Here is a 22,165-nt window from a genome sequence, read left to right on the forward strand (position 1 = left end):
ACGCGCCACAGGTTGGCATACCGGCACCATATAGGTCGAACAGATTAGGTTTTAAGGGGCCATACATGATCAGGCGGTTCGGTGAAACCCCAGAGCCGGGGCGGAAATACACGCGACGGGTCGGTGTTTACGCACTTTTGCCCCGCAGAAGTCACCTTTTGCTGACCTGCCAGACAGAACCCGGACCCGACCTGCAATTGCCCGGCGGGGGTATTGATCCGGGCGAATCACCTGTTACCGCCCTGCATCGTGAAGTCTTTGAAGAAACCGGGTGGCTTATTGCTGCACCCCGACGGATTGGCGCCTTTCGACGCTTCACCTATATGCCGGAATACGACCTGTGGGCCGAGAAGGTCTGCCTAATCTATCGCGCCCGCCCCGTACGCCGCATAGGCCCGCCGACCGAGGCGTTTCACGAAGCGTTGTGGATGGAAACCGCCGACGCCGTCGGTTTACTGGGAAATGACGGTGACCGGCATTTTGCCGAAATACACCTCGGCTCGCTTTAAAGTCCGTTATATTCAAAGAAGACGGCCGAGACGTCGTCTCCGATACCGTCTTTCGGTGACATCACTTGCGTCAAACGCCAGAACAAGTCGTCCAGAAACTCTGACCCGCCCCTTTCCGAGATGCTCTGTTGGGCCATCTGTCGCAAACCGTCTTCGTCCAACAAACCTCCACCAGCCAGTTGGCATTCTGTAAACCCGTCCGAGTACAACAGCAGCTTGTCGCCGGGCTGCATCTGCGTTTCGATTTGTTGAAAGCGCGCATCTTCGATCAATCCTATGGGCAAGCCTCCGTCACCAAGAAACTCGGCGCGACCACCCTGCCGCAGCAGCAGGGGATGCGGATGCCCGGCTTGCACCATCTTCAGATGCCCGTTGCGCAGGTCGACGATGGCGTAGATCATCGTAAAATACTCTTCGATACCTTCATCGGCCATCAGCCGGGAATTGAGCGTTTCAGCCACATGTTTCGGTGGTAGAAGTGCGTAAAACTTGTCGAACCTCCGCTCCATCGCGACGTTCTGGTCAAAATGTTTGCTGGACAGATACCCCCCCAATCGCGCCGTCATCATGGCCGAGGTGATACCATGCCCGGATACGTCGATGCTGTAGAACCCAAGCCGGTTCACCCCGGGCGAGAACATCCCCACCAGATCACCGCCGATATGACCACAAGGTTTCAGCAACAGACTGACCCGCGATTTGCCGAATGTCCGGGTCAGTTCGGGAACCAGCGATTCCTGAATTTTCCGCGCCTGCATCAGGTCCTTGTCGATCGCGTCATGCGCAAGCCTGAGTTCCTTGAGCGCGGATTCAATCAGGCGGTTTTTCTGGGAGAGCTCGCGCTGCATGTCCAGAATGCGCGCACCAGCTGAAATCCGGGCGCGCAGTTCGTCCGCCTCAAGCGGCTTGATCAGAAAATCGTCGGCCCCGGCATCCAGACCGCGCGCGACTTCCTGCTTTTCGCTTTTGGATGTCAGAAGGATGAAATAACTGTATTGATCCGTTTCCAAGGCCCGAAAGGCACAGCAGAATTCAAGGCCGCTCATTCCCGGCATGACCCAGTCGCTCAGCACAAGATCGGGCGGATTATCGACACAAAGCGCCAAAGCGGCATGGCCTGTATCGGCCTCGATCACCTCGAACCCCCATTTCCTGAGCGAGGCCACCAGAATGCGCCGTTGCAGGCGGCTGTCATCCACCACCAGCACCGTGCGGATCGCGCCGAAATCCAGATCAGTTCTGGTTTCCTCAAGACTCGCCCCCGGCACCATTTACCCTCTGCTCTGATGAGTTTCGTCACTTATGGCGACCCTATCGCCGACTGATTTAACATCCGGTGAAGAGTGACGATTGCCGGAGCGTGACCCCGTTAACCTGCTTTTTACCGGACGCGTCTATTCAGAACCATGACCATTCATTAGCTGGTGTATAGGATGATCCACTGGGCCAGAGTCAGGCAGTTGCGGGATGAAGTCGGCCCCGAGGAATTCGATGAGGTGGTGGAGATATTTCTGGAAGAGGTGCAGGACGTGATCACCCGCCTGCGCCGCGATACCAACCGGGCCGAGCTGGAACAGAACCTGCATTTCCTGAAAGGCAGCGCGTTGAGCCTGGGGTTCGATCAATTCTCGAAACTCTGCCAGGATGGGGAACGACAGGCCGCAGCAGGGCAAGGGGCCGAGGTTGATCTGCCGGCGCTTTTGGCCGCTTTCAACAGCTCGAAAACCATGTTTGAAGCTGAGCTGAACAAGAACCTGAGCTAGATCACGAACTGTGCCAGCGTCTCGTCCTCGGTGATGTCGGTATAGGTGAACCCGGCATCGTCCAGATGGGCAAACAGGCGCATGAAGTTTTCGGGCTTGCGGGTTTCGATCCCGATCAGAACCGAACCGAAATTGCGCGCCGATTTCTTCATGTATTCAAACCGCGCGATATCATCCTCGGGGCCGAGAATATTCAGGAACTCCTTCAGGGCACCGGGTCGCTGCGGCAGGCGCAGGATGAAGTACTTTTTCACACCGGAATACCGCTGCGCACGTTCCTTGACCTCGGGCAGGCGTTCGAAATCGAAATTGCCGCCGGATGTCAGGCAGACCACGGTCTTTCCGCGAACAAAACTTTGGATATCGCCTACTGCCTCGATCGCCAGCGCCCCCGCAGGTTCCAGCACGATGCCTTCAACATTCAGCATATCGATCATGGTGGTGCAGATACGATCCTCGGACAGGACCAGAACGTCCGACAGGTGACGTGATTTCAACAACTCGAACGGCTTTTCACCGATCCGCCCGACCGCCGCGCCATCGACAAAGGTATCTACTCGATCCAGCGAAACAGGGTGTCCTGCCGCCAGGGCTGCGCGCAGACAGGCCCCTCCGGCCGGTTCGACGAACAGGCAATGGGTGCGGTCCCCGAACCATGTGGCCACGCCGGCGGACATGCCGCCTCCGCCCACGGGAAGCACAACGTGATCGGGCGCACCGCCCATCTGCCTTTCGATTTCAACCGCCAGCGAGGCCTGTCCTTCGATCACATCGGCATCGTCAAAAGGCGACAGGAAATACCCGCCCTGCTGTACACACCACGCCTGAGCGGCAGCAAGCGTGTCATCGAAATAGTCACCGATCAGATGAATCTCGACGTTGTCCCCGCCAAAAATGCGCGTTTTCTGGATCTTCTGCTGAGGCGTCGTGACCGGCATGAAGATCACGCCCCGGACGCCCAGATGCTTGCACATGAAGGCCACGCCCTGCGCGTGATTGCCCGCGCTGGCACAGACGAACAGGTCCTGCCCCTGTTGCTTGCGCATTGCGTTGAACGCACCGCGGATTTTGTAGGACCGAACCGGGCTCAGGTCTTCGCGCTTGAGCCAGATATCCGCCCCGTAACGGTCGGACAGGTGGGCATTGCGCTGCAACGGCGTTGCCGGGAAGACAGAGCGCATCGCCTTTTCGGCGGCGCGGGCGCAGGTCATAAAGTCGGTCATGCCCGCTTCCCTGCCCCATCAGCGTGATAAGGGCAAGGAATACATATGTGTACGTCGGTTAGGAGAGTTGGCGTTTTTCGATAAAGACGCCGTACATCGTGGTCCATACACTTACATGCACAAGCGAAAAAAACAGATGAAATACTACATCAGCGGCCAAAGAAAGCATCGGAAGAACACTTGCGACCACACCGATGATAACTTCAGTAAGAAAAATGCCAGTCAATTGTACAATAGCAAGAAAAAGCAATGACCCGGCTTTACCTTTGGTAAAATAGTATGCGTTCTTTATACTCATAGTCTGACCAATGGCGGTTGCCGGAAAGGTTATCCCCAAGCGAAAGACAACGAAAAAGGAAATAAAGAACGAAACAAGCGGCGGTAGGTTCAAAAATCCGCGCGGAAGTAAAGATGCGCTCGTCAAGAAAACCAATACCAGCAGGCAAACGAAACTGATCAAAAAAGACACGACAAAAGCAACGGCTAAAACTTTTACGCCCTGTTTCAGATATTGACCTAAATACATGGCGTGCAAAGGCGGAATCCAACCATTTGGATACTCTTCCAGCAGCACAAATCTATGCCAAACCACAAAAACCCAGAGAATAACAAAAAGATTTCCTACAACGACTAGGGCAAACCCGGCTTGCGCAGCACTACTCATCGATTCAAACCACGCGAACCAAGACTGATTTGTAGAACCAGTCGCTTGCGAACCATGAAAGATGAATGTGAGCACTGCAATCAGTGTGGAAGGTATTAACCCAATCCGAAGGGCTTGGCGCCAGTTCTGAAAAACCATCCGCACCGAATGCACAAAAATCTGCCAACCCAACATCCTGAAACTGCCCCCTCAACCAATCATTGTTTTCTTTGCGCCGGTTTCACCTTAATTCCTGCCCTGCGTCAACGCTCATAACTTGCCCCCGCGTCCAAAACCCGCTAGGGGCCAATCGTTCTACGCATAAAGGGAAGTCAGATGTCCGCGCCCAAGAAAGTTGTTCTGGCCTATTCCGGTGGCCTTGATACCTCGATCATTCTGAAATGGCTGCAGACCGAGTATGGCTGTGAGGTCGTGACCTTCACTGCCGATCTGGGTCAGGGCGAGGAGCTGGAGCCCGCGCGCCAAAAGGCCGAACTGCTGGGGATCAAGCCCGAGAACATCTATATCGAGGATATCCGCGAGGAATTTGTCCGCGATTTCGTCTTCCCGATGTTCCGTGCCAATGCGCAATATGAAGGTCTGTACCTGCTGGGCACCTCGATCGCGCGGCCGCTGATCTCGAAACGCCTGATTGAGATCGCTGCCGAAACCGGTGCTGATGCCGTCGCCCATGGTGCAACCGGCAAAGGCAATGACCAGGTCCGGTTCGAACTGGCAGCATATGCGCTGAACCCCGATATCAAGGTGATCGCCCCCTGGCGCGAGTGGGATTTGACCAGCCGTACCAAGCTGCTGGAGTTTGCCGAGCAGAACCAGATTCCGATTGCCAAGGACAAGCGTGGTGAGGCGCCGTTCTCGGTCGATGCGAACCTGCTGCATACCTCATCCGAGGGCAAGGTTCTGGAAGACCCTGCCGATATGGCGCCCGACTATGTCTATCAGCGCACCGTCCACCCCGAGGACGCCCCGAACGAGCCTGAGTTCATCGAGATCGGCTTTGAAAAAGGCGACGCGGTCAGCATCAACGGCGAGGCGATGAGCCCGGCTAGGATCCTGACCAAGCTGAACGAATACGGCGGTAAGCACGGTATTGGCCGTCTGGACCTGGTCGAAGGCCGTTTTGTAGGCATGAAGTCGCGCGGTATCTACGAGACACCTGGCGGCACCATCCTGCTGGAAGCGCACCGCGGCATTGAATCCATCACCATGGACCGTGGCGCGATGCATCTGAAAGACCAGCTGATGCCGCAATATGCGGAACTCATCTATAACGGTTTCTGGTACAGCCCCGAGCGCGAGATGCTGCAAGCCGCCATCGACAGGTCGCAAGAGCATGTCACCGGCACCGTTCGCGTGAAGCTGTACAAAGGTCTGGCCTCGACCGTGGGTCGCTGGTCGGATCATTCGCTGTACTCTGAGGCGCATGTGACCTTCGAAGAGGATGCAGGTGCGTACGATCAGAAAGATGCGGCAGGCTTTATCCAACTGAATGCGCTGCGTCTGAAGCTGCTGGCTGCGCGCAACAAGCGCCTGTCCAAGTGATCGACGAAGACGATAGCGACGACGAACTCGACATGTTCATCGAGGCGCAGGACACGGTTTGGGCCGATGTCCTGCGCGAACTTGAACAGGGGCAGAAAACCAGCCACTGGATGTGGTTCGTGTTTCCGCAACTGGCCGAGCTAGGCCAATCCCATATGGCACAGCTCTACGGCATTGAAGATCTGGACGAGGCGACACGCTATCTGAACCACCCGGAACTGCGCGACCGGCTTAGGCAGGCGGCCTCGCTGATGTTGCTGCACGCAGGACGCGATGCCAGCGACATTCTGGGCGGGATTGACGCGAAAAAGCTGCGATCTTCGATGACATTGTTTTCGTCTGTGGCAGATGCTCCGCCCGAGTTTCGTGCTGTTTTGGACGCCTTCTATGGCGGTAAGCCTTGTGACCGGACGGTTCATTTCCTCGGCGCATCGTGATCAGAAGTTCCAGTTGGGTCAGCCTTGCCTGTTTGGCACCTGACGCATTACGCATTCGGAAACCGTGAAAGGAACCCGAATGCTTCAGGACATCGCCGATGGAATTCAAAAAGGGCTGAACGGCAAAAGCTTTGACGGTTCGCTCAAATTCGATTGCGGCGCGGACGGTGTGATTGTTCTGGCAGAAAATCAGGCAACGACGCAGGATCGGGACACGGATTGCACAATCCGCATCTCGCAGGAAAACCTGACCAAGCTGTTGACCGGAAAGCTGAACCCGATGACCGGCGTTGCTTTGGGCAAGCTCAAGATCTCGGGCAATATGGGTGTTGCGATGAAGCTGGGGCAACTGCTGGGCTGAATTTGCCGCAAAGCTGGCCTTTGGTCCGAGTCCAGCCAGACTGGCGGTTCCACCCGCGGTGTATCGCAGTTCCGCATCGGGATACCTGTCGCGCATGATCTGTTGCAAATGAGCGGAGGTTTCGCCCACCCATCAAATGAGCCGTATACAGGTGATCGCAGACGATAAACTCGTCTCACCAGCGCGTGACATTGCATGACAGGCAATTGCAAGGCGGTCGAACCCGCGTCAATCTCATCTTAAAAGGAGACCTGACATGATGCGGACTGCTTATTTCGAAACCGTCAGACCAGCCCTTCTGTTTACACTGATTGCATTGGCTGCCCTGTTGCGCGCGCTGCCTGCCCCGGCTGCAGGAACCGAAACGCTGACGGTGGCCGGAGGGTGTTTCTGGTGCGTGGAATCCGATTTCGAATCCGTGCCCGGCGTTATCGATGCGGTGTCGGGGTACACCGGCGGGACATCTGCGGACCCGACATATGATCAGGTTTCAAAAGGGGGGACCGGCCATTACGAGGCGGTTCAGATCACGTTCGATCCGGCGCGGGTTTCTCGCGCATCGTTGCTGAGCATGTTTTTCCGGTCGGTTGACCCGACAGACGCCGGTGGCCAGTTCTGCGACCGGGGCGAAAGCTATCGAACTGCGATATTCGTCTCTAACACAGGAGAAAATGCGCTGGCGGAACAAGCCAAAACAGACGCGCAGCAAGCGCTGGGGCAGACCATTGTCACCCCGGTTCTGAGCGCAGGACCCTTTTACCCCGCCGAGGCGTATCATCAGAATTATTACAAAGGCAACAAACTGGTCCTTACCCGCTTTGGACCAAAGCGTCAGCACAACGCCTACAAAGCGTATCGCAAAGCCTGTGGTCGTGACGCGCGCGTCAAGCAGCTTTGGGGCGGGGAAGCGCCATTTGCAGGGTCCTAGTCAAAGGATGCGTCACGCACTTCTTTCAGATCGGGAATGACATCCGCCGTTCCGTGCCGCATGACCATCAGAGCTGCGGCGCGGTTTGCCTGCAATATGGCCTGTTCCATTGGCATTCCGCGATCCATGCCTGCCAGCACATAGCCGGTGAAGGTGTCGCCTGCCCCTGTGGTATCCACCGCCCGCACCTTATGCGCGGGAAACTCGACCGGATCGTTGCCCTGCTGCAAGTACCTCGCGCCTTTTGAGCCGAGTGTAACGATGACATGCCGAACAGGCAGATCGGCGATGCTCAGACCGGTTTCCTGACGCAGCTGCTCGGCCTCCACCTCATTCAGGATCAGAAAATCCAGAAAAGGCAGAACGCCCTGAACGGCCTGTGCCTGAAACGGGGCTGCGGCATAACAGACGGTCAAGCCAAGCTTGCGCCCCAGCTGCGCCGCTTCGACCTGGGCATTGGTTTCATTCTGCAAGATCAGCAGATCACCGGTGTTTGCCGAGGCCAGCGCCTGCCCCAGATGGGCAGCTTCCAATGCGTGATTGGCCCCGGGATACAGGATAATCAGGTTCTCCCCCTCGGCATCCACCGCAATGATGGCGTGGCCCGTGGGAACATCCACCTCAGAGATATGGCGCGTATCCACACCGTATTCTGTCAGTCGATCCTTGGCCCAGCGCCCATCGGGCCCCACGGCACCTATATGGCTGACGCGTGATCCCGCACGCGCAGCGGCCACCGACATATTGGCTCCCTTGCCGCCCAGGAACCGATCCAGCCCGCGGGCGGCCAGGGTTTCCCCCGGCGCAGGCAGATGCGGCAGGTCATAGACCATATCCGCGTTGATCGAGCCGAGATTCCAGATCGTCATGATTTATCCGATGTCGCAAGAGGCCAAAATGGCCATATTCAGAATATCGTTCGCGGTCGAGACGGTCGAGCAGATCTGGATCGGCTTGTCGATGCCTGACAGGATCGGGCCAATCACGGTGGCTCCACCCATTTCCTGCATCAGCTTGGTCGAGATTGATGCCGAATGCCGGGCCGGAACGATCAGGATATTCGCCGGACCGGTCAGGCGCGAGAACGGATAGGCCGTTTGCTGTTCGACGTTCAGGGCAACGTCCACCGTCATTTCACCCTCGTATTCAAAGTCAACGCCGCGCCGATCCAGCACAGCCGGGGCCCGGTGCATCTTTTCAGCACGTTCTGACACCGGATAGCCAAAAGTTGAGAAGCTGACAAAAGCCACGCGGGGCTCCAACCCCATATGCCGGGCAACTGCGGCCGAACGTTCGGCAATATTCGCCAGATCGTTTTCGTCAGGCCATTCATGCACCAGTGTGTCGCCAATCAGGACAATCCGGCCTTTATGCAGCAAAGCTGTCACACCGGCGGCACCATTGGCGGCATCGGCATCAAACACATGGTTGATCCGGTCGAGCACATGCGCAGACTTGCGGGTTGCGCCGGTGACCAGACCGTCACCATGCCCATGGGCCAGCATCAGCGACGAAAACACATGCCGGTCCCGTGCGGCCAGACGATGAATATCTTTGCGGTCAAAGCCCTTACGCTGCAAGCGCTGATACAGGAAGTTCGAATAGGTTTCGAGGTGCGTGGTATTGGCGGCATTCACGACCTCGATTTCGCGTACAGCGTCGTCCAGGCCCGTGGCTTCCAGTTTGGCCTTAACATCGTCTGGCCGACCCACCACAAGCGCCTTGCCGAAACCTGACCGCTGATACATGACCGCTGCGCGCAATACCCGGGGATCGTCGCCCTCGGCGAAAATCATGCGGCTTTGCGCCTGACGCGCTCGGGCGTTCAGACCGCGCAGGATGCTGGCGGTCGGGTCCATCCGGGATTTCAGACTCAGCTCATACGCGTCCATATCGATAATCGGACGGCGCGCGGCACCGGTGTCCATCCCTGCCCTGGCAACGGCCGGCGGGATGCGATGGATCAAACGCGGGTCGAACGGGGTGGGGATGATATAGTCCCGCCCAAAAGTCAGCGACTTGCCATAGGCCATGGCGACCTCATCCGGCACATCCTCGCGCGCCAGATTGGCAAGTGCGTGGGCGCAGGCGATCTTCATCTCATCATTGATGGCGCGGGCATGAATGTCCAACGCGCCTCGGAACAGGTAAGGGAAGCCCAGAACGTTATTCACCTGGTTTGGATAATCGCTGCGCCCGGTGGCAACGATCGCATCCACGCGAACCTCGTGCGCTTCTTCCGGAGTAATCTCGGGGTCGGGGTTGGCCATCGCAAAGATGACAGGATTGTCGGCCATGCTGGCAACCATATCCTGCGTGACCGCGCCTTTCACCGAAACACCCAGGAACACATCCGCCCCCTTCATCGCGTCTTCCAATGTGCGCAAGTCGGTTGTGATCGCGTGGGCCGATTTCCACTGGTTCATGCCCTCTGTCCGGCCCTGATAGATCACGCCCTTGGTATCGCAGACAATGCAGTTTTCATGCCGCGCGCCCATTGCCTTGAGCAGTTCGATACAGGCAATCCCCGCGGCACCTGCGCCATTCAGAACGATTTTCACGTCCTCGATCTTCTTGCCCGAGATATGCAGCGCGTTCAGCAGGCCCGCCGCACAGATCACGGCCGTGCCGTGCTGGTCATCGTGAAAGACGGGGATGTCCATCTCTTCCTTCAGTCGCTGTTCGATGATGAAACACTCGGGCGCCTTGATGTCTTCCAGATTGATGCCGCCAAAGGTTGGCCCCATCAGACGCACTGCACGGCAGAATTCGTCCGGGTCTTCGGTGTCCAGCTCGATATCGATCGAGTTCACGTCGGCGAACCGTTTGAACAGGACCGATTTGCCTTCCATCACCGGTTTCGAGCCCAGCGCGCCGAGGTTACCAAGGCCCAACACCGCCGTCCCGTTCGAGATTACGGCCACCAGGTTGCCCTTGTTGGTATAATCATAGGCCGTTTCCGGGTTTTCCGCGATAGCCTCGCAGGGAACGGCCACACCCGGGCTGTAGGCCAGCGACAGATCTCGCTGCGTTGTCATGGGGACGGTGGCCTGCACCTCCCACTTGCCGGGGGTGGGGTCCAGGTGAAAGGCCAATGCCTCTTCTTTGGTGATCTTCGCTTTGGGCATCTTAAATGTCGTTTCCATGACTTCAGGGCTGACGCCTCATAGCGCAGGAGAACGCCCGCCTCAACGAGAATGAGTTTTCGGCTTTTACAGAAGATGCGGGATTTGTAAGGTCGCGCCCGGAATACGCCAAAAGGGGGCCGCTTTTGTCCACAGTCACGCCAATGATGGCGCAATACCTCGAAATCAAAGAGGCCCACCCGAATGCCCTGCTATTTTATCGCATGGGTGATTTCTACGAGATGTTTTTCGAGGATGCCGTCAACGCTGCTGAGGCGCTGGATATCGCGCTGACCAAGCGCGGCAAGCACAATGACGAAGACATCCCGATGTGTGGCGTGCCGGTGCATTCGGCCGAAGGGTACCTTTTGACCCTGATCCGCAAGGGCTTTTGCGTTGCGGTCTGTGAACAGTTGGAAAGCCCGGCTGAAGCAAAGAAAAGAGGCTCTAAATCGGTCGTAAAACGTGATGTCGTGCGACTCGTCACGCCCGGAACACTGACCGAGGATGCGTTGCTTGAGGCGCGCCGACACAACTTTCTGGCTGCCTATGCCGAGGTCCGGGACGAGGCCGCGCTTGCCTGGGCCGATATTTCGACGGGCGCGTTTCACGTGATGCCACTGACCTCGGTCCGGCTCAGCCCCGAGCTTGCCCGGCTTGCGCCCTCGGAACTGATCGTGGCCGATGGAACGCAGGAAAAGCTGAACGAAACGCTGCTTGATCTGGGGATTTCACTGACGCCGGTCGGGCGCGCCAGTTTCGACAGCACGGCGGCGGAAAAGCGCATCTGCGGGCTGTTTCACGTGGGTGCCTTGGACGCGTTCGGCAATTTCGGCCGCGCCGAAGTGTCCGCGATGGGCGCGCTGATCGACTATCTGGAGATTACGCAAAAGGGCAAACTGCCCCTGCTGCAAACGCCGCTGAAAGAATCTGAGGATCGCGTCGTTCAGATCGACGCTGCAACGCGTCGAAACCTTGAGCTGACCCGTTCTCTGTCTGGCGGGCGCGCAGGATCGCTTCTTTCTGTCGTTGACCGGACCGTTACCCCCGGCGGCGCGCGATTGCTGGAACAGCGGCTTTCAAGCCCTTCTCGAAATCTGGATGTGATCCATGCCCGGCTTGACGCAGTCAGTTTCGCCGCTGGTGACAGCTTGATCGCGTCTGATCTGCGCGAAGCCTTGCGCAAAACCCCGGATCTGGACCGCGCCCTGTCGCGTTTGTCACTCGAGCGCGGCGGACCTCGTGACCTGACAGCCATACGCAACGGGCTGACACAGGCGGCCACGATTGCCGAAATCTGCACCGATCAGGATTTGCCTGTGTTGCTGGCGACCGCGCTTCAGAACCTTGTTGGTTTCGATGACTTGCTGACATTGCTGGACGAAGCGCTGGTGGCCGAACCCCCGCTTCTGACCCGCGACGGAGGCTTTATCGCGCCAGGTTTTGATACTGAACTGGACGAGGCCCGCACCCTGCGCGACGAAGGCCGGTCCGTCATCGCCGGGTTTCAACGAAAATACGTCAAACATACCGGCATCACCTCGCTGAAAATCAAGCACAACAACGTGCTGGGCTATTTCATCGAAACCACGGCCACCCATGCCGAAAAGATGCTGAACCCTCCCTTTAGCGAAGCCTATATTCATCGCCAGACGACAGCCAACCAGGTGCGGTTTACAACCGTCGAACTGTCCGAGATCGAAACTCGTATCCTGAGCGCCGGAAATCTGGCGCTGGAGATTGAAAAGCGGCTCTATCAAAGACTTTCTGGCGCGATACTGGACCTCGCTGCCCGATTGAATCAGGCCGCCCGCGGGCTTGCCGAACTGGACTTGACGACCGCCTTGGCTGATCTTGCGCGGGGTGAAAACTGGTGCCGTCCAAAGGTTGACGGCTCTCGCGCATTCAATGTGCAGGGTGGTCGCCATCCGGTTGTGGAACACGCCCTCCGGCAGCAAAGTGGCGGTGCATTCATTTCCAATGATTGCGATCTGAGTGTCCAAGACGGTGCGGCTATATGGTTACTGACGGGTCCGAACATGGCCGGTAAATCAACCTTTCTGCGCCAGAACGCCCTGATCGCACTGCTTGCCCAAATGGGCAGCTATGTCCCGGCCGAAGAGGCGCATATCGGCGTCATCAGTCAGCTGTTCAGCCGCGTAGGAGCCTCGGACGATCTGGCGCGGGGGAGGTCGACGTTCATGGTCGAAATGGTGGAAACCGCCGCCATCCTGAATCAGGCCGATGACCGTGCATTGGTGATCCTGGACGAAATCGGCCGTGGTACCGCCACCTATGATGGCCTCTCGATTGCCTGGGCCACATTGGAACACCTGCACGCGGCCAACAAATGTCGCGCATTGTTTGCCACGCATTATCATGAGCTTACGGCTTTGGCCGGTAAACTCGAAGGTGTCGATAACGCCACCGTAGCGGTCAAAGAGTGGGATGGCGAAGTCATCTTCCTGCACGAGGTTCACAGGGGCGCGGCTGACCGGTCTTATGGGGTGCAGGTTGCGCAACTAGCCGGTTTACCCGCTTCTGTTGTCGAACGTGCCCGGATGGTTCTGGACCAGCTTGAAAAAACCGAACGCGAAGGCGGCAAACAAAAAGCGCTGATTGATGACCTGCCGCTGTTCTCAGCAGCCGCGCCGCCACCCCCGCCCGCACCGAAAACTTCGCCAGTGACCAAGATATTGGAGGGTGTCCTGCCCGACGAACTGACCCCGCGCGAAGCGCTGGATCTGATCTACAAACTGAAAGAGGCGGCCAGATCCTGACCGCCCTTCATCTTTTCAAAAAATACTCTCGCCGAAGGCTTGGCTTTGAAAAGCCAATCAGCTTGCTGGCGTTGAAGAGACCCCGACTTGAGCCGGACGCAACAGGCGGTCGTGCAGCATGAAACCCTCGGCAGACACCTGAATGATGTCCCCTGCCCGCGTGCCCGGCACCGGGGCCTCGAACATTGCTTCGTGCACATTCGGATCAAACCGGTCGCCAACCTGGGGCGTAATCACTTCGATCCCGTGTTTCTGGAACACATCCTTCAGGGCACGCATGGTCAGTTCGACGCCCTCCAGCAGCCCGGCGGCGACCTCTTTCTGCTCGTCAGTCGCGGCCTCAAGTGCGCGCTTCATGTTGTCGTAAACGGGCAGCATATCACGGGCCAGCTTGGAACCGCCATACTGCTCGGCATCGCGGCGCGCCTTGTCGCCACGTTTGCGTGCGTTCTCGGCATCGGCAAGCGCGCGCATGAATTTGTCTTTATACTCATCCCGCTCGGCGCGCAGCTCGTCCAGCTCGAGCGCCTCGTCACTGATCTCAGCAAACTCCTCGGCCAGCTCTTCCGCTTCTGCCGCCATGATATCGTCCAGAAAATCTTCGTTCTTGGGCTCTGCCATCTCTTACCCTCTAGCTCCGGTCGGATATCAGCTTGCCGACCAGTTGCGCCGTATAATCCACGATCGGCACGATCCGTCCATAATTCAGACGCGTGGGCCCGATGACCCCGACCGCACCGATTATCTTTCGATCAGCGTTCATATATGGAGACACCACCAAAGAGGAACCCGAAAGTGAGAAAAGTTTGTTCTCAGACCCAATAAAAATGCGCACACCCTCGCCGCTTTCCGTCAATTCAAGGAAATCCGCGATGTCGCGCTTGCGTTCCAGATCATCAAACAGGCTGCGAATACGCTCCAGCTCTCCGGCCTGGCCGGGTTCGTTCAACAGATTCGCCCGTCCCCGCACGATCAGACGGGCCGAGTCGGCTCCGTCTCCGTCCCAAGCGGCCAGCCCGCTTTCGACCAGCTCGCGCGCCAATACATCGATTTCCTGCTTGCGCGCTTGAATCTGTTTCTGCATCTGACGGCGTACTTCGCTAAGCGTGCGCCCCTCGATCAGAGCATTCAGAAAATTCGCGGCCTCGCGCATCGAACTGGGCGTCTGGCCGGGTGGTGGTGTGAACAGACGATTTTCGACATGGCCGTCCGAAAAGACCAGAACCACCAAAGCCTTGTCATGCCCCAAGGAAACAAACTCGATATGCTTGATTTCTGCTTCATGCTTTGGTGTCAGGACCAGCGACGCACCTTGCGTCAGGTGTGACAAAGCTGACCCGACCCGATCCAGCATTCCGCCAACATCGCCCGCGTTAGAGCCTAATGTTTCTTCCAGTTTTTGCTTGTCGTCGACGCCCAGATCGCCAACCTCAAGTAAACCGTCCACGAACATACGCAGTCCTTGCTGCGTCGGTACCCGACCCGCGCTGATATGCGGGCTGTCCAGAAGACCCAGAAACTCCAGGTCCTGCATCACATTGCGCACGGTTGCGGCACTGACCTTTTCCGACAGGCTGCGCGTCAGGGTTCGGCTTCCGACCGGCTCTCCGCTTTCCAGATAACTTTCAACGATCAGCCGGAACACCTCGCGCGACCGGTCGTTCATCTCGTCCAGAATTTTGCTCGCTTCACTCATGCGTTTTCCCCTGCTGGTTCATCATTAAATAGCAGGCAAATGAAAGGTCAATCGGGGTTGCATCGTAACGCTGCGGGGCGGTATCCCCAACCCAGCAAACAAAGGATTTCCCATGCGACCCTCTGGAAGAGACTTAAGTGAAATGCGCACCGTTTCAATCGAAACGGGGTTCACCAAACATGCCGAAGGTTCCTGCCTGATCAAGATGGGCGATACCCATGTGCTGTGCACCGCCACGATCGAAGATCGGGTACCCCCTTTCATTAAGGGTTCGGGGCTTGGCTGGGTCACCGCCGAATACGGTATGCTGCCCCGCGCCACCAACACCCGGATGCGGCGTGAAGCGGCCTCGGGCAAGCAAGGTGGCCGTACGGTGGAAATTCAGCGCCTGATCGGTCGCGCCCTGCGGGCCGGCGTCGACCGGGTTGCACTTGGCGAACGTCAGATCACGGTTGATTGCGATGTGATCCAGGCCGATGGCGGCACCCGCTGTGCCTCGATCACCGGCGGCTGGGTTGCTTTGCGATTGGCCGTCAACAAACTGATGAAGGCAGGTGACGTGATTTCAGATCCGCTGGTTGATCCGGTCGCCGCCGTGTCCTGCGGTATCTATGCGGGCCAGCCTGTTCTGGATCTCGACTATCCCGAAGACAGCGAGGCCGGTGTCGACGGCAACTTTATCATGACCGGGTCAGGCAAACTGATCGAGGTCCAGATGAGCGCCGAAGGTTCTGTATTCAGCCGCGCCCAGATGGATCAGCTGGTGGATCTGGCGGAAAAAGGCGTTGCCGAGCTGGCCGCAGCCCAGAAAGCCGCCACCGCATGACCCGTAAGTTTGACAGCGACAGGCTTCTGGTTGCGACCCACAACAAAGGCAAGCTTGAGGAGATGGCGCATCTCCTCGAACCTTTTGGCGTGACGGTTGTGGGTGCGGCGGACATGGAGCTGCCTGAACCGGAAGAGACCGAGGACACCTTTGTCGGCAACGCCCGGATCAAGGCCCACGCCGCCGCAAAGGCCACCGGGCTGCCCGCCCTGTCAGACGATTCTGGAATCACCATCGACGCGCTGGACGGCGCGCCGGGTGTTTATACCGCTGATTGGGCCAAAACCGGCAACGGTCGCGACTTCCTGATGGCGATGACCCGCGCCCATAATGAGCTTGAGGCAAAGAGCGCCCCCCACCCCCGCACCGCGCAATTCCGCAGCACACTGGTGCTGGCCTGGCCTGATGGGCACGATGAAGTGTTTGAAGGTGTTGCCCCCGGTCATCTTGTCTGGCCCATCCGCGGCGAAGGTGGATTCGGCTATGATCCGATGTTTGTTCCCGAAGGATACGACATTACCTTTGCCGAGATGGATCGCTGGGAAAAGAACAAGATCAGCCATCGCGGTCGCGCGGTTGAGAAGTTCGTGAAAGGCTGCTTTGGCGGATGATTGGCGCAACGGGGGCTTTGGCCTTTACGTGCATTGGCCTTTTTGCGAGGCCAAGTGCCCCTATTGCGACTTCAACAGCCATGTTTCCAGAAACATTGATCAAAAACAATGGCTTGACGCCTATCTAAGCGAATTGCGGCGCTCGGCTGCCGAAACCCCGGATCGGGTGCTGAACACGATCTTTTTCGGCGGTGGAACCCCGTCTCTGATGGACCCGGAAACCGTTGCCGCCGTGATCGGTGAGGCCCGTGCGTTCTGGCACCCCTCCAACACCATGGAAATCACGCTGGAGGCAAATCCCGGATCAGTCGAGGCCGGGCGGTTCGCGGCCTATCGTGATGCAGGCGTCAACCGGATATCGATGGGCGTGCAGGCGCTCAACGACGAAGACCTGCGCCGCTTGGGGCGAATTCACACTTTGGCCGAGGCCCGCTCTGCTTTTGACATCGCCCGTGATTGTTTTGAACGGGTGAGTTTTGACCTGATCTATGCCAGGCAACACCAAACGTTGGACGCTTGGCGGGCCGAGTTGAACGAAGCGCTGTCCATGGCCGTGGATCACCTGTCGCTGTATCAGCTGACAATCGAAGAAGGCACGGCTTTTGGCGATCGTTATGCTGTCGGAAAGCTGCGCGGCTTGCCCGAAGATGACAGTGCGGCCGACATGTACCTTGCAACACAAGAGATTTGCGAGAAACACGGCCTGCCCGCCTATGAGGTGTCCAACCACGCCCGCCCCGGTGCAGAGTCGCAGCACAATCTGGTCTATTGGCGTTACGGGGACTATGTCGGCATTGGTCCCGGTGCTCATGGGCGAATAACGGTGGGTGGTGAAAGACACGCGACCGAAACCCATCTGAACCCGCAGCGTTGGCTTGACGCTGCTGCAAAGGGTGACGGAGAAAAGAAACGCTATGTCCTTTCGCCTGAAGATCAGGCGAACGAATACCTTATGATGGGCATGAGGATATCAGAAGGACTAGATATAGATAGGTGGGAAGCCCTGTCAGGCCATCCACTTTCTGACGAAACCGTGGACCATCTGGTCGGCATTAATATGATTGAACGTGAAAACAACAAACTCAGAGCAACACCAGCGGGGCGCGCCGTGCTGAATGCTGTAATCCGGGAATTGATGGGCTGAATATGCAGTATCTTTGGGCGGGGCTGGGATTGCTTTGCGTTGCGATGGCCGCGATTGGGGTTGTTCTGCCTCTTCTTCCAACGGTTCCGTTTTTGTTGCTGGCAGCGTTTTTCTTTGCGCGATCCTCTTCACGGTTGCATAACTGGCTACTGTCGCACCGGATTTTCGGGCCAATGATACTGGATTGGCAGAGTTCGGGCGCAATACGCCCGGCCGCAAAAAAGGCAGCAACCTTATCGGTCTCCGCCGTTTTCGGGGTGTCTTTGCTACTATCCGTTCCGCCCTTCGTGCTGATCATTCAGATCATTGTTCTGGGTGGCGTCCTGATATTTATCTGGACGCGCCCTAACGGCTGAGCTTTGCACAAAGATCGTCAAGCTGATCCAGGTTTTCATATGTCAGAACAACCTGACCGGATTCCGTTCCCGCCTTGTGGTTGATTGAGACTTTCATTGCCAGAATCGCAGACAGGTCTTTTTCCAGCGCGCGTGTGTCAGCATCTTTTCCGGCATCCAGATTCCTGGATCTGGGAGCAGGTCGTGCAGTGTCGCCCTGCTGCTGTTTCTTGACCAGCGCCTCGGTAGCGCGCACAGACAGACCATCCTTGACGATCAGGTTTGCCAATTCCGAGGGATTTTCCGCCGTAATCAGCGCCCGCGCATGACCAGCCGATAATTTCCCTTCAATTACAAGAGTTTGCACGTCAATTGGCAGAGACAAAAGCCGCAACAGGTTCGCAATATGGCTGCGACTTTTCCCCAAAGCCTCGGCAAGCTTTTCCTGCGTGTGGCCAAAGCGATCCATCAACTGCCTGTATCCGGCGGCCTCTTCCACTGCGTTCAGATCAGCGCGCTGGATGTTTTCGATGATCGCAACTTCCAGTACCTCGGTATCATCGAATTCGCGCACAATCACAGGGATCTCGTGCAGCTGCACCATCTGAGCAGCCCGCCACCGGCGTTCACCAGCGACGATTTCGTATTCTCCGACCCCTGTTGGACGTACGATCAAGGGTTGGATGATACCTTTTTCCCGAACCGACGCAGCAAGCTCATCCAGTTGTTCGGGTTGAAACGTGCGTCGCGGCTGATTTGGGTTTGCCCTCAGCTTTTCGATCGGAACTTTCAGATCAGGTCTGCGCGCGTCAGATGATACCCGGTTGCCCGCTTCCGGATTAACATCCGCCATGAGTGCGGATAATCCCCGGCCCAACCCTCTGGATTTCGCTTTCCTGGTGCTCATGTCGGCCTCCTCACCACCGCTCATGCTGCGGTCTTGTTGTTCTTATGCATGATCTCACGGGCCAGATGCCGATACGCCATCGCACCAAGTGATCCCGAGTCATACTGCAATACCGGCAGCGCATAGGATGGCGCCTCGCTGACCCGCACATTCCTGGGTATCTTTGTTTTAAAAACCATCTCACCCAGATTGTCACGCGCATCCTTTTCGACCTGGCGGGACAAGTTGTTGCGGTTGTCATACATGGTTAACACAACACCTTCGATTCTCAGGTCTGGATTTGCGGTTTGCCGGACCTCCCGGATCGTCAACATCAATTGCGAAAGACCCTCCAACGCAAAGAACTCACTTTGCAGCGGCACAAGGACAGAATGGGCGGCAACCATCGCATTTACGGTCAAGAGGTTCAGTGACGGCGGGCAATCTATCAGGATGAAATCCAGCTCAAACGCGTCCACTGCCGTCTGACGCAGCGCATCGTGCAGCAGATAGCTGCGTTTTTCGTTGGAAATCAGCTCGATATCTGCCGAGCTCAAGTCAACCGTTGCAGGGACAACCAGAAGGTTTTCGATCTCCGTCTCCTGAACCACTGCCTCCAAGGGCGCGTCGTCCAGGATGAGATCATAAGTGGTCCAATCCCGATCTTCGACCCCTAAACCGGTTGATGCATTCCCTTGTGGATCGAGGTCAACCACCAATACCCTGCGGCCAGCTTCGGCCAACCCTGCCGCTAGGTTGATTGCTGTGGTTGTTTTCCCTACTCCGCCCTTCTGATTGGCAACCGCAATTATCCGGGGTCCGGACGGTCGAGACAGATCAACCACGTGATACTCCTTTGATCTTAAGGATAACAGCCTGAGGTTCAGTTAAACTTGTAATGGCCTCAGCATCGAAATTCCATTCCTCACGCGCCTCATCCAGCTCTTTTTTCCAGTTTGCACCTTTAGGCAACAGCGCGGTCCCGTTTTCACCTAAATGTCTGTCACAAAATGATAACAATGTACGCAGATCCGCCAGCGCGCGCGCCGAAACGATGTTTGCGCCCAGGGGTTCAACCACCTCGATCCGCTTGGAAATCACTTTACACGACACGCCACATTCACGGGCGACGTTACGCAGAAAAGCCGATTTTCTCTGGTCGCTTTCCACTAGGGAGAAACTGGCGGTCGGAGCTTCCTCGGCAGCAATAATGGCGCACACCATTCCGGGGAATCCGCCACCGCTGCCAAGGTCCACCCAAGTGTCAAACGTTTCAGCGCATCGAAAAACTTGGACAGAATCCAGAATATGCCGATCCCACAGGAATTCCAGACTATTGCGTGAAACAAGATTTATCCTGGGATTCCAGCGGTTCACCAGATCAACATAGATTTTCAGACGTTCGAATGTTTCACGTGAAACATTCAAGCCATCAAACTTGGAAAAATCGGCCATCATGCCTGACGCGCTCGTTGATCGCGGCGCAATTTTGCCAGGACAAGGGTGAGCGCAGCCGGTGTAACGCCTTCGACTCGGCTTGCTTGCGCTATGTTCGACGGTTTGGCCTGTGACAGTTTCTGCTTCATCTCAGAAGACAGCCCGTCCAGGCCAAAATAGTCAAATTCACGCGGGATAACATAGGATTCATCCCGCTTCATAGCCTCAACATCGCGCTTTTGCCGGTCGATATAGTTCGCATAAAGTGCGTCACGTTCGATTTGAAGCCGGATCGCCACGTCTACATCTTGTAGATCTGGTATCAAGGGAAACAAGTCCTCGAAAGATGTATCCGGAAATGCCAGAATCGCCACTCCATCTCGGCGGTTTCCATCCTGGTTGACGTTGATCCCGGCTGAAAGAACTTCCTTGGGTGTGTATGTGCGAGCGGTCAGCTTGGATTTCGCTGCATCAAGCTGGCTCATTTTCTTCTCAAAATGCGCCTGACGCCTCTCTCCGACACAGCCAAGTTCCAACCCAATCGACGTCAACCGTTGATCTGCATTATCTGCACGCAGAGACAGTCGGAACTCGGCCCTGGAGGTGAACATTCGATAAGGCTCTGCCACACCACGTGTCGTCAGGTCGTCTATCATCACGCCGATATAGCTGTCTGATCTGGTGAAAATGACCGGCTCGCGGCCCTGTACGTCCAGCGCCGCGTTAAGGCCAGCAACCATCCCTTGTGCCGCAGCTTCCTCATATCCTGTGGTTCCGTTGATCTGCCCTGCCAGATATAGTCCCGGAACGTCGGGTAGCGACAAGGACGCGGTTAAGACACGTGGGTCCACATAATCATATTCAATCGCATAGCCCGGTTGCAGAATATCCGCCTTTTCAAGCCCTTTGATCGACCGAACGTATTCCAATTGCACGTCCTGAGGCAGTGACGTTGAAATACCGTTGGGATAAATCGTGTGATCATTGACGCCTTCAGGCTCAAGAAAAACCTGATGCGAGTCCTTATCTGCAAAGCGCACAATCTTGTCTTCGATCGAAGGGCAATATCTTGGACCTATGCCATCGATATGGCCCCCATACATCGCCGATTTTGAGAGGTTTGCTTCGATGATCTCATGCGTCTTGGCATTGGTATGTGTAATACCGCAGGAAATCTGAGGCGCGACAATCGATGTTGATAGGAAAGAAAACAAGGTCGGGTCCTCATCCCCGTCCTGTCTTTCCAAACCTGACCAGTCGATCGTGCGCCCATCCAGACGCGGCGGTGTGCCGGTCTTCAAGCGTCCCAGCGGAAGGTTATAGCCATCCAACCTCTCGGCCAGTTTTATCGAAGGGCGATCTCCCATCCGCCCACCAGCCCGTGACACATCGCCTATATGGATGACGCCGCGCAGGAAGGTTCCGGAAGTCAGAACAACGGCTTTGGCATGCACTTCCGACCCATCTCCAAGCAGGACACCGGCGACACGGTGTCCGTCCATCAGGAAGTCTACAACCTCCCCAACGATAACGGACAGGTTTTCCTGGTTGCTGATTTCGTTTTGCATTGCCGCACGATACAGGGCGCGGTCAGCCTGCGTTCTGGGACCCTGAACAGCCGGACCTTTTCGCCGGTTCAACAGTCGAAACTGAATACCAGCCTGGTCAGCGACGCGACCCATTACACCGTCCAGCGCGTCAATCTCTCGAACCAGATGTCCCTTCCCCAACCCACCGATAGCCGGGTTGCAGGACATGACGCCGATATCGGTCGCAGATAATGTCACCAAAGCGGTTTTCGCACCCATCCTGGCAGCGGCGTGCGCGGCTTCCGTACCGGCATGACCGGCCCCAACCACGATGACATCAAAGTTTGAATGTTTCACGTGAAACAATCC

General features: G+C 56.9%; 22 protein-coding genes. 11 read left to right on the plus strand and 11 right to left on the minus strand.

Annotation, left to right across the window (positions count from 1 at the left end; translation table 11 throughout):
• Positions 1-65: 65 nt before the first annotated feature.
• Entirely contained in the window at positions 66-509 is a 444-nt protein-coding gene (locus ACR0AM_RS08710) for an NUDIX hydrolase (protein ID WP_480494015.1), read from the plus strand.
• Here the strand turns inward: ACR0AM_RS08710 and ACR0AM_RS08715 are convergent.
• Complete coding sequence (locus ACR0AM_RS08715; RefSeq protein WP_480622665.1) at positions 506-1,780, minus strand: PP2C family protein-serine/threonine phosphatase; 1,275 nt, start codon at positions 1,778-1,780, stop codon at positions 506-508. The genes ACR0AM_RS08710 and ACR0AM_RS08715 overlap by 4 nt on opposite strands.
• 162 nt (positions 1,781-1,942) lie before the next feature.
• Between ACR0AM_RS08715 and ACR0AM_RS08720 the strand changes: the two genes are divergently transcribed.
• The gene (locus ACR0AM_RS08720; protein WP_480622666.1) at positions 1,943-2,272 is read left to right on the plus strand and encodes an Hpt domain-containing protein; all 330 of its coding nucleotides are present in this window, start codon (positions 1,943-1,945) and stop codon (positions 2,270-2,272) included.
• Here ACR0AM_RS08720 and ilvA read toward each other — a convergent pair.
• Entirely contained in the window at positions 2,269-3,495 is a 1,227-nt protein-coding gene (ilvA, locus tag ACR0AM_RS08725) for a threonine ammonia-lyase IlvA (RefSeq protein WP_480622667.1), read from the minus strand. The two genes, ACR0AM_RS08720 and ilvA, sit on opposite strands and share 4 nt — an antisense overlap.
• 58 nt (positions 3,496-3,553) lie before the next feature.
• Positions 3,554-4,333 carry a hypothetical protein gene (locus ACR0AM_RS08730; protein ID WP_480622668.1) on the minus strand — a complete coding sequence of 260 codons (780 nt, stop codon included), beginning with the start codon at positions 4,331-4,333 and terminating at the stop codon, positions 3,554-3,556.
• A 141-nt stretch (positions 4,334-4,474) separates the two neighbouring features.
• Between ACR0AM_RS08730 and ACR0AM_RS08735 the strand changes: the two genes are divergently transcribed.
• The 4 genes from ACR0AM_RS08735 to msrA all read left to right on the plus strand — a co-directional run bounded on the left by ACR0AM_RS08735 (position 4,475) and on the right by msrA (position 7,427).
• Positions 4,475-5,701 carry an argininosuccinate synthase gene (locus tag ACR0AM_RS08735; protein WP_480622669.1) on the plus strand — a complete coding sequence of 409 codons (1,227 nt, stop codon included), beginning with the start codon at positions 4,475-4,477 and terminating at the stop codon, positions 5,699-5,701.
• 32 nt (positions 5,702-5,733) lie between these two features.
• On the plus strand, positions 5,734-6,138 hold the full coding sequence (locus ACR0AM_RS08740; RefSeq protein WP_480622699.1) for a DUF1810 domain-containing protein: 405 nt from the start codon (positions 5,734-5,736) through the stop codon (positions 6,136-6,138).
• 79 nt (positions 6,139-6,217) lie between these two features.
• Positions 6,218-6,499, plus strand: a complete 282-nt coding sequence (locus ACR0AM_RS08745) for an SCP2 sterol-binding domain-containing protein (protein WP_480474381.1) — start codon at positions 6,218-6,220, stop codon at positions 6,497-6,499.
• Positions 6,500-6,755: 256 nt separating this feature from the next.
• Positions 6,756-7,427, plus strand: coding sequence for a peptide-methionine (S)-S-oxide reductase MsrA (msrA, locus tag ACR0AM_RS08750; RefSeq protein ID WP_480622670.1), 672 nt, complete (start codon positions 6,756-6,758; stop codon positions 7,425-7,427).
• Here msrA and ACR0AM_RS08755 read toward each other — a convergent pair.
• On the minus strand, positions 7,424-8,296 hold the full coding sequence (locus ACR0AM_RS08755; RefSeq protein WP_480622671.1) for a ribokinase: 873 nt from the start codon (positions 8,294-8,296) through the stop codon (positions 7,424-7,426). The two genes, msrA and ACR0AM_RS08755, sit on opposite strands and share 4 nt — an antisense overlap.
• Positions 8,297-8,299: 3 nt before the next feature.
• Positions 8,300-10,555 carry an NADP-dependent malic enzyme gene (locus ACR0AM_RS08760; protein WP_480622672.1) on the minus strand — a complete coding sequence of 752 codons (2,256 nt, stop codon included), beginning with the start codon at positions 10,553-10,555 and terminating at the stop codon, positions 8,300-8,302.
• A gap of 161 nt (positions 10,556-10,716) precedes the next feature.
• On the opposite strand from ACR0AM_RS08760, the gene mutS reads away from it, so the two are divergent.
• On the plus strand, positions 10,717-13,332 hold the full coding sequence (gene mutS, locus ACR0AM_RS08765; RefSeq protein WP_480622700.1) for a DNA mismatch repair protein MutS: 2,616 nt from the start codon (positions 10,717-10,719) through the stop codon (positions 13,330-13,332).
• A 57-nt stretch (positions 13,333-13,389) separates the two neighbouring features.
• On the opposite strand, the gene ACR0AM_RS08770 is transcribed toward mutS, so the two are convergent.
• Positions 13,390-13,953 (minus strand): nucleotide exchange factor GrpE, encoded by a 564-nt coding sequence (locus tag ACR0AM_RS08770; RefSeq protein ID WP_480494021.1) that lies wholly within the window; start codon positions 13,951-13,953, stop codon positions 13,390-13,392.
• Between the two features lie 10 nt (positions 13,954-13,963).
• Entirely contained in the window at positions 13,964-15,028 is a 1,065-nt protein-coding gene (gene hrcA / locus ACR0AM_RS08775; protein ID WP_480494022.1) for a heat-inducible transcriptional repressor HrcA, read from the minus strand.
• A gap of 112 nt (positions 15,029-15,140) precedes the next feature.
• Here hrcA and rph point away from each other — a divergent pair, with 112 nt between their 5' ends.
• The 4 genes from rph to ACR0AM_RS08795 are packed head-to-tail and all read left to right on the plus strand — an operon-like array spanning position 15,141 to position 17,965.
• A complete protein-coding gene (gene rph / locus ACR0AM_RS08780) occupies positions 15,141-15,854 on the plus strand; it encodes a ribonuclease PH (RefSeq protein ID WP_480606640.1) in 714 nt (237 codons plus the stop codon).
• Positions 15,851-16,465 carry an RdgB/HAM1 family non-canonical purine NTP pyrophosphatase gene (gene rdgB / locus ACR0AM_RS08785; RefSeq protein ID WP_480622673.1) on the plus strand — a complete coding sequence of 205 codons (615 nt, stop codon included), beginning with the start codon at positions 15,851-15,853 and terminating at the stop codon, positions 16,463-16,465. The genes rph and rdgB overlap by 4 nt, the downstream gene beginning before the upstream one ends.
• Positions 16,455-17,609 (plus strand): radical SAM family heme chaperone HemW, encoded by a 1,155-nt coding sequence (hemW, locus tag ACR0AM_RS08790; RefSeq protein WP_480622674.1) that lies wholly within the window; start codon positions 16,455-16,457, stop codon positions 17,607-17,609. The genes rdgB and hemW overlap by 11 nt, the downstream gene beginning before the upstream one ends.
• A 2-nt stretch (positions 17,610-17,611) precedes the next feature.
• The gene (locus ACR0AM_RS08795) at positions 17,612-17,965 is read left to right on the plus strand and encodes a YbaN family protein (protein WP_480474389.1); all 354 of its coding nucleotides are present in this window, start codon (positions 17,612-17,614) and stop codon (positions 17,963-17,965) included.
• On the opposite strand, the gene ACR0AM_RS08800 is transcribed toward ACR0AM_RS08795, so the two are convergent.
• Genes ACR0AM_RS08800 through mnmG form a run of 4 tightly spaced genes read right to left on the minus strand, consistent with a single transcriptional unit; the run spans position 17,955 to position 22,153 of the window.
• On the minus strand, positions 17,955-18,851 hold the full coding sequence (locus ACR0AM_RS08800; RefSeq protein ID WP_480622675.1) for a ParB/RepB/Spo0J family partition protein: 897 nt from the start codon (positions 18,849-18,851) through the stop codon (positions 17,955-17,957). The two genes, ACR0AM_RS08795 and ACR0AM_RS08800, sit on opposite strands and share 11 nt — an antisense overlap.
• Positions 18,852-18,871: 20 nt before the next feature.
• Positions 18,872-19,675, minus strand: a complete 804-nt coding sequence (locus ACR0AM_RS08805; protein WP_480622676.1) for a ParA family protein — start codon at positions 19,673-19,675, stop codon at positions 18,872-18,874.
• A complete protein-coding gene (rsmG, locus tag ACR0AM_RS08810; protein ID WP_480622701.1) occupies positions 19,668-20,285 on the minus strand; it encodes a 16S rRNA (guanine(527)-N(7))-methyltransferase RsmG in 618 nt (205 codons plus the stop codon). The genes ACR0AM_RS08805 and rsmG overlap by 8 nt, the downstream gene beginning before the upstream one ends.
• A complete protein-coding gene (gene mnmG, locus ACR0AM_RS08815) occupies positions 20,285-22,153 on the minus strand; it encodes a tRNA uridine-5-carboxymethylaminomethyl(34) synthesis enzyme MnmG (RefSeq protein ID WP_480622677.1) in 1,869 nt (622 codons plus the stop codon). Before mnmG ends, rsmG begins: the two co-directional genes overlap by 1 nt.
• Positions 22,154-22,165 lie beyond the last annotated feature (12 nt).

Source organism: Ruegeria sp. AD9 (assembly GCF_056542305.1).